This window comes from Saccharothrix sp. CCNWYY140, from assembly GCF_037401995.1.
Lineage (GTDB): Bacteria > Actinomycetota > Actinomycetes > Mycobacteriales > Pseudonocardiaceae > Actinosynnema.
Window position 1 is genome coordinate 22,322 of record NZ_JBBEGC010000089.1, and the last position, 7,691, is coordinate 30,012.

Below are 7,691 nucleotides of genomic sequence, written 5' to 3' on the forward strand. Positions count from 1 at the left end.
ATCGGGGGGACAGAAGGGATTCACTGCGACCGGCCCGCGAGGGCCGGGGCTTGGAGGAACGGCAGCACGGGGATGCCGTCCAGTGCGGAGGCCAGCGCGAGCAGGACGCCCGCGCCGCCGGTGACCAGGTCCATCGACAGCCGGCGCAGCTGGATGCCGGGGAACGCCGTGCCCTCCTGGTAGGGGACGGCGTGCCAGGACAGGGCGCCCAGGTGCTGCTCGATCGCCGCCTGCGGACCGCCGGTGTGCGCCAGCGTCGCCAGCAGACCGGCGCGGCCGAGGGTCAGCGCGGGCTGGATCACGAACTCGCCGGTCAGGCTCGCGACCAGCTCCGGCAGGCGCCCGACGCACGGCGCACCCGGCTCGACCCGCGCGAACTCGGTGAGCGCCAACGCGATCCCGGCGCTGCCGATGCCGACGTAGGGCAGGGTGCGGAAGTTGCCGTCGCGGACCTGGGTGGAGCCGTCCAGCGCGGTGGCGCACTCGGCGAGGTCGCGTTCCAGCGCGCGTTCCGCCGCGTCCAGCCACGCCCGGTCGCCGGTGTGCTCGAACAGGCGGGTGAACAGCAGCGCCGGGCCGGACCAGCCGTGCAGCAGGCCCGCCTTGGCCTTGTCGCCGGGCGGCGGCGCGTCGGCGAGCATCCCGACCAGCTTCGCGCCGACCTCCACCGCCTGGTGGGCGTGGACGTCGTCCTGCCGGGTCCACGCGAAGTGCAGCAGGTTCAGGCCCACGCCGGACAGGCCCGAGTTCAGGCCGTGGTCCTTGAGCGAGGGCAGCAGCGGGTGGTAGGCGCGGACCAGTTCGTCGGCCTCGTCGTGGTAGCCGAAGTTCTCCAGCACGTGCGCGACGCCGTGCGCGCCGGTGTAGAAGCCGGGCTCCTTCGGCGGGTCGCGGCGCACCTTGTCCAGCAGCCACCGCTCGTGCTCGGGGAACCGACCCTCGCCCGCAGCGTCCAGGGCGTGCAGCACCCCGGCCGCGCCGTAGGCGAACCCCGCGCCGCCGACCTCGAACTGCTCGACGTCGCCGGGGAACAGCCGGTCCCGGCGGTCGGGGGTGGCACTGGCCAGGATCGCGGCGGCGATCGACTTGCGGACCACCTTCCAGTCCGGCCGCGGCTCCTCCAGCGGGGTGGTGGCCGGCGCTGGGACGTCCACGCGCGGGGTGAGGACGTCGAGGATGCGGTCGCAGTACTCGTCGGGCAGGTCGAAGCGGCGGCGGATGGTCTCGACGTGGTGGCGCAGCTTCACCGGCGCCAGCTCGACGACCGCGTTGAGCGGCAGGAACAGGTACAGCCGCAGCGCGGCCAGCGCGTACTCGTCGATCTCGAACCCCTCGCGGTCGGGAGGGGCCTGGAAACCCGGCGAGCCCAGGGTGGGCTTGCGGTTCTCCTCCAGGGTCGACGCCAGCTCGAAGTCGATGAGGGAGACCGAGTCGTCCTCGTCCACCAGCACGTTGAGCGGGTGCAGGTCGCCGAACACCACACCGCGCTCGTGGACGCGCGCCACGATCTCCTCGACCTTGGTGATGATGTGGAGCGCCCGCTCGGTGTAGGCGGCGATCTGCTCGGGTGTCGTCCGGTGGTGGGTGAGCGGGTAGTGGCGGCCCAGCCACTGGCCGACCGGGCGGCCGGGCACCGGCGACATCGCCAGGAACTCGTGCTCCCACGCGGTGAAGTGCTCGTACGCCTCCGGCACGCCGGGCACCCCGCGCAGCCGGGTGAGGATGTCGTGCTCGCGGCGCAGGCGGGCGACGGCGTCGACGTTGTCGCGGTCGAGGCCGGCGTGCGGCCGGGCCTCCTTGAGCACGACGGGGAGGTCGTCGGACTTGCGGGTCGCCCGGTACACGCCGCCGCCGTTGGAGAAGTGCAGCGAGCCGGTCACCCGGTACGGGAAGGACTCGGCGTCGCCGGCCTTGCGCGCGGCCAGGTGCTCGGCGAGGAAGGCCGGGAGCGTGATCCACTCCGGGACGGTGAAGGTGGGTTTGCGCTGGTCGGGCACCAGTTCGCCGTCCGGTCCCTCGATGGCCAGCACGCGGCGGCCGTCCAGCTCCAGCCACTGCTCGACGAAGCCGCCGTAGCGGACGTAGAGGGGGCCGGCGCCGTAGCGGAGGTCGCTGAGGATGTACGCGCCGGGCCTGCCGGACAGCAGGGTGTCCAGCTCGCGCAGGGTCGTCTCCAGCTGGTCCTCGTCGGCCGGGTAGACGGTGATGAGCTTGCCGCTGGCTTCGCGCGGGGCGTACTTGGAGTTGCGGGCCAGGACGATGGACTGGGTGCGCAGGTACTTGAAGGGGATGCGGCGGGCGACGAGGTACTCGTAGGACTTCAGGAGCACCTCGCCGGCGTCCTTCACGGTGGCCGAGACGTGGATCTTCCAGCCCTGGCGGGGGATCGTCGCGCCCTCGGGCTGGAGGTAGCGCCAGATGGTGAGGTCGGTCTCCGACCACCCCTCCGGCAGCGCGGGGAGCACCTGCGAGAAATCGTCGACGGCGGTTTCCGCGTGGCTTTGCACGTCGTAGAAGAGCCGGTCCGCGAAGCAGTAAGCCTCATAGCGGAGGTCCACCGGAATTCCCTTCCCCAGGATTTCTTTCGACCGGTGTATTCCCGCACGGGGGTCCTCTTTCCGCCAATCCGCCAGACCGGCGAGTCCGCTGGGCCGTTCGAGGGTGCGGGTGTTGCCCGGACTCGCACCGACCGTGCGTCCGGGTGGGGTGGAATCACCCAAACGCCAGGTTTAGCGCTGGTCGGAGTGGGTTCGCCGGCGTGTCGCGGCTAAACGGCACCGGCTCGTTCAATTGTTTTTCGGGCCGCTAGCTGGGATTTCGTGCTGTTTTCCGCCGTTTTGCGGTCGGGTTACCGGGAGTGTCGGCTGGTCCCATCGGGCGATAGTGCCCGACATTGCTCCGGCAACCGGTGGGTTAATCGGCCGATAGGGTGTGGAATCTACGCCGAAATTCGTGTTTACCGAATTCGGGTGGTCGGCGGTGGTTGAACCACCCGCAGAGATCGGGTAGTGGGCTGCTCCGTCCGGGTGGCACCCCGCGCGTTCGGGCTCATATGGCACCCTCTGGACGTGTCGTCCCGGTTGCTGCTGCCCACCGTCCTGGTGATCGCCGCGCTGACCGCCGGCGCCGGCGTCCTGGCCCGCGAGGCGTACCGACGCCCCGTCCAGGCGGCCGGCGACCAGATCGCCGTGCCGTCGGCGTCCTCCCCCGTGCCCCGCAGCTCCCAGCCGGGCTCGTCCGCGGTACAGCTGAGCATCGACGCGGCCCTGCACCCGGACGGCCAACGCGTGCGCGAGGTGTTGCAGAGGTACTTCGACGCCATCAACGCCCACGACTACGAGGCCTGGGCGAAGACGGTGACAGCCGAGCGCGTGAACCGAACCCCGCGCATCAGGTGGGAGTCGGACTACGAGAGCTCCCGCGACGGGACCATCCAGGTGCACCGGGTGGAGACGGTCATGCCGGGGCGACTGCGGGTGATGATGACGTTCACCAGCACACAGGACGTGGCCAAGGCGCCGGCGGAGTTGCAGGAGGACTGCATCCAGTGGCGGGTGGTGTACCCGTTGCAGGAGGAGGAGGGCTCGCTGCGGGTGGACTTGGGCACGGAGGGCTCCAGCTCCCAGTTCACCGCCTGCTGAACTCGTCGACGCTGGCCCCTTCGCGCTGCTGATCTTGCGCGCCGCCGATCTCGCCGAAACCCCCGAGTGGCGCGGACAGCGAACGACCCCGGGGCCAGGTGGTCCCGGGGTCGTGGCACGGATGGGGGTCAGGCGCCGGTGAACACCAGGGACACGTTGTGGCCGCCGAAGCCGAACGAGTTGTTGACCGCCGCGACCAGGTCGATCTTGCGCGGCTCGCCCGTGACCACTTCCAGCTGCACCTTCGGGTCCTGGTTCTCCAGGTTCAGCGTGGGCGGCACGATGCCGTCGCGGACCGACAGCAGGGTCGTGATCGCCTCCACCGCGCCGGACGCGCCGAGCAGGTGGCCGTGGTTGCCCTTCGGCGCCGTCAGGACCGCGTGGTCGCCGATCGCGCGTTTCACGGCCAGGGGCTCGATCACGTCGCCCACCGGGGTGGACGTGGCGTGGCAGTTGACGTGGCCGATGTCCGACGGCGACAGGCCCGCCGTGCGGATGGCCGCCGCGATGGCGCGGGACTGGCCCAGGCCCTCCGGGTCGGCCGCGGTGATGTGGTGGCCGTCCGAGGACGTGCCGATGCCGGCCAGCTTGCCGTAGATCCGGGCGCCGCGGGCGCGGGCGAACTCCTCGCGCTCCAGCACCATGATCCCGGCGCCCTCGCCGAGCACGAAACCGTCGCGGTCGACGTCGAACGGGCGGGAGGCCCGGGTCGGGTCGTCGTTGCGGGTGCTCATGGTCCGGGCCTGGATGAAGCCCGCCATCGTGATCGTCGTGATGCACGCTTCCGCGCCACCCGCCACGACCACGTCGGCCTCGCCGGAACGCAGCATCCGCCACGCCCACGCCAGGGCCTCGGCGCCCGACGCGCACGCCGACACCGGCGCGTGCACGCCCGCCCGCGCCTTCAGGTCCAGGCCGACGTGCGCGGCCGGGCCGTTGGGCATGAGCATGGGCACGGTCAGCGGGGACACCTTGCGCAGCCCCGACTCCTCGATGAGGTCGTCCTGGCTCAGCAGGGTCATCGCGCCGCCGATGCCGGTGCCGACGACGACGCCCAGCCGCTCCTTGTCGACGTCGTCCTCGCCGAGCCCGGAGTCCGCCCACGCCTGGCGGGCGGCGACCACCGCGACCTGCTCGCAGCGGTCCAGCCGGCGCGCCTCGACGCGCGGCAGCACCTCGGTCGGCTCGACCGCGAGCTGCGCGGCGATGCGCACGGGCAGCTCGAACCGCTCCACCCAGTCGGTCTCCAACGGCTTGACGCCGCTGCGGCCCGCGAGCAGAGCATCCCAGGTGGAGGCGACGTCGCCACCGAGCGGGGTGGTGGCACCCAGCCCGGTGACGACGACGTCGTTGCCAGTGGTCATGCGTTGCTGGCGATGTAGTTCACCGCATCGCCCACGGTCTTGAGGTTGGCCAGCTCGTCGTCCGGGATCTTCACGCCGAACTTGTCCTCGGCCTGCACGGCGATCTCCACCATGGACAGCGAGTCGATGTCCAGGTCGTCCACAAAGGACTTGTCAGTCGTCACGTCGGCCGCCTCGACACCGGCGACCTCCTCGACGATCTCGGCGAGCCCCTTCTGGATGTCCTCGTTGCTCACTGAAAATCCCTTCCTTCTTGCATCCGCCGGCTGGGCTGTCCCACCGGAGTCCTCGGGTTGGTCACGGCAGTCGGACGACCTGTCCCGCGTAGGACAGGCCGGCCCCGAAGCCGACGAGCAGTGCCACGTCCCCGCTCTTGACCTCGCCCGACGCGCGCATGTGGTCCAGCGCGAGCGGGATGGAGGCCGAGGACGTGTTGCCGGAGTCCACGATGTCACGGGCGATCACGAGGTCTTCACGGGCACCCTTGGCGCGCAGGCGCTTCGCGATGGCCTCCACGATCCGCAGGTTCGCCTGGTGCGGCACCAGGACGTCCACGTCGGACACGTCGATGCCGGCCAGTTCCACGGCCCGCAGCGCGATCGGCGCGATCTGCGTGGTGGCCCAGCGGAAGACCGACTGGCCCTCCTGGAAGATGTACGACTCGCGGTCGGCCACGTGGATCATGTCCACCAGGTCGCCCGCGCTGCCCCACGCCACCGGGCCGATGTGGGCCTCGTCGGCGGGTCCGATCACGGCCGCGCCGGCGCCGTCGGCGAAGATGATCGCGGTGGACCGGTCGGTCGGGTTCACCCAGTCGGTGAGCTTCTCCGCGCCGATCACCAGGACGTGCTTCGCGGTGCCGGCCCGGACCAGGTCCGAGCCCATGCCGACGGCGTAGCAGAAACCGGCGCACGCGGCGTTCAGGTCGAACGCGGGCGCGGCCTTCACCCCGATCCGGTCGGCCACCTGGGCGGCGGCGTTGGGGATCTGCGACGGCATGGTGCAGGTCGCGACCAGCACCGCGCCGATGTCGGAGGCGGACAGCCCGGCGTCGGCGACGGCCTTGGCGCCCGCCTCGACCGCCATGTCGACGAGCTTCTCGTCCTTGCCCGCGAACCGCCGGTTCGCGATGCCGACCCGGTCCCGGATCCACTCGTCCGAGGTGTCCATGATCTTGGCGAGGTCGTCGTTGCTGACGACGGTGTCGGGCTGGTAGCTGCCCAGGCCGACGATGCGGGTGCCCGGGTGGCCGGTGGGGACGGCGAAGGAGGTCATGCGTCAGGCCTCCCTGAGCATCGCCACGACCTGGTCCAGCTGGTCGGGGGTCTTCAAAGCCAACGTGGGGGTGCCCTTCAGTTCGCGCTTCGCCAGGCCCGTCAACGCGCCCGCCGGCGGCAGCTCCACCACCGCGGTCACGCCCTTCGCGCCCAGGGTCGCCTGGCAGGAGTCCCACCGCACCGGGCGGGTGACCTGCGAGATGAGTCGGTTCAGCACCTCGGCGCCGGAGGTCACCTCGGCGCCGTCGGCGTTGGACAGCAGCGGCAGCGTGGGGTCCTCCACGACGATGCCTTCGGCCTTGGCCCGCAACGCATCCTCGGCCGGCGCCATGTAGGAGGTGTGGAACGCACCCGCGACCTGGAGCCTGCGGATCTTCGCGCGCTCCGGCGGGTTCTCGACGAGCTTGTCCAACGCGGACAACGGCCCGGCGGCCACGATCTGCCCCGCCCCGTTCCGGTTGGCGCCGACCAGCCCCAGCTCGTCGAGCCGAGCCAGCACGTCGGCCTCCTCGCCCCCCAGCACAGCTGCCATCCCCGTGGGTTCCAACGCACAGGCGGCAGCCATCTCCGCACCCCGCACAGCGGCAAGCGCGACGGCGTCGTCCGAGCTCAACACCCCCGCGACCGCCGCGGCGGCCAGTTCGCCGACGGAGTGCCCCGCGATGATCGTCCCGGCCGGCACCTCGACCCGCCGCCGCAACTCCTCGAACGCGAGCAACGCCAACGCCACGACCAACGGCTGGGTGATCGCGGTGTCCTTGATCTCCTCGGCATCGGCAGTGGTCCCCAGCCGAGCAAGATCCAGCCCAGTCGCCTCCGACCACGCGGCAACGCGCTGCCCAGCCCCTTCGAGTTCGAGCCAGGGGGCGAGCATGCCGGGTGTCTGGGACCCCTGTCCGGGGGCGAGCAGCGCGATCACCCGCTCACTGAACACGTTTCCCGCCGTCCTGCGGGATGCCGGAGCTGACGAAACCAGGACTACGGGTTTGTAGGGTCTCTACAAAAGTGACTCGGGGATGAACGTTGAACCACGTCACGTGTTGTCGGGGACAGCCCATAGCCGACCAAATGGGACATGCGTTCTCCATCACACCGTGGCAGGTGATCACCCGTCCGTGTGGCTGTGGTGGCCCCGGTGGCCGCCGTGTGCTGTGTCGCCGTGCGTCGGCCCCGCCGAGGCTGCCACCGCCACCGCCACCGCCACCGCCACCGCCACCGCCGCCACCGCCGCCGCCACCCGCACCGCAACCGCCCGTGCACACCGCACTCCCCGCCAGCAGGCACACCGCCCTCGCTCCAACCAACCCCGAACGGCCCGGCTTTTCCGCGCGTAGCGCGGTCTTCGCGCGCGGAGCGCGCGGTAGGTGTCACCTACAAGTGGAGGGCCTCGGTTCCCCCACCGTATGGCC

At 71.2% G+C, this 7,691-nt stretch carries 6 protein-coding genes; 1 reads left to right on the forward strand and 5 read right to left on the reverse strand.

What is annotated here, in order from left to right; all coding sequences use genetic code 11:
* Positions 1-20 precede the first annotated feature (20 nt).
* Positions 21-2,558, reverse strand: a complete 2,538-nt coding sequence (gene lanKC / locus WBN91_RS29060) for a class III lanthionine synthetase LanKC (protein ID WP_337727490.1) — start codon at positions 2,556-2,558, stop codon at positions 21-23.
* 510 nt (positions 2,559-3,068) lie between these two features.
* Here lanKC and WBN91_RS29065 point away from each other — a divergent pair.
* On the forward strand, positions 3,069-3,641 hold the full coding sequence (locus WBN91_RS29065; protein WP_337727489.1) for a hypothetical protein: 573 nt from the start codon (positions 3,069-3,071) through the stop codon (positions 3,639-3,641).
* 128 nt (positions 3,642-3,769) lie between these two features.
* Here WBN91_RS29065 and WBN91_RS29070 read toward each other — a convergent pair whose 3' ends face one another.
* The 4 genes from WBN91_RS29070 to WBN91_RS29085 all read right to left on the reverse strand — a co-directional run bounded on the left by WBN91_RS29070 (position 3,770) and on the right by WBN91_RS29085 (position 7,216).
* Positions 3,770-5,005, reverse strand: coding sequence for a beta-ketoacyl-[acyl-carrier-protein] synthase family protein (locus WBN91_RS29070; protein ID WP_337727488.1), 1,236 nt, complete (start codon positions 5,003-5,005; stop codon positions 3,770-3,772).
* Entirely contained in the window at positions 5,002-5,241 is a 240-nt protein-coding gene (locus tag WBN91_RS29075; protein WP_337727487.1) for an acyl carrier protein, read from the reverse strand. Before WBN91_RS29075 ends, WBN91_RS29070 begins: the two co-directional genes overlap by 4 nt.
* 61 nt (positions 5,242-5,302) lie before the next feature.
* Entirely contained in the window at positions 5,303-6,280 is a 978-nt protein-coding gene (locus tag WBN91_RS29080; RefSeq protein ID WP_337727486.1) for a beta-ketoacyl-ACP synthase III, read from the reverse strand.
* A gap of 3 nt (positions 6,281-6,283) precedes the next feature.
* On the reverse strand, positions 6,284-7,216 hold the full coding sequence (locus WBN91_RS29085) for an ACP S-malonyltransferase (protein ID WP_337727485.1): 933 nt from the start codon (positions 7,214-7,216) through the stop codon (positions 6,284-6,286).
* Positions 7,217-7,691: the final 475 nt, after the last annotated feature.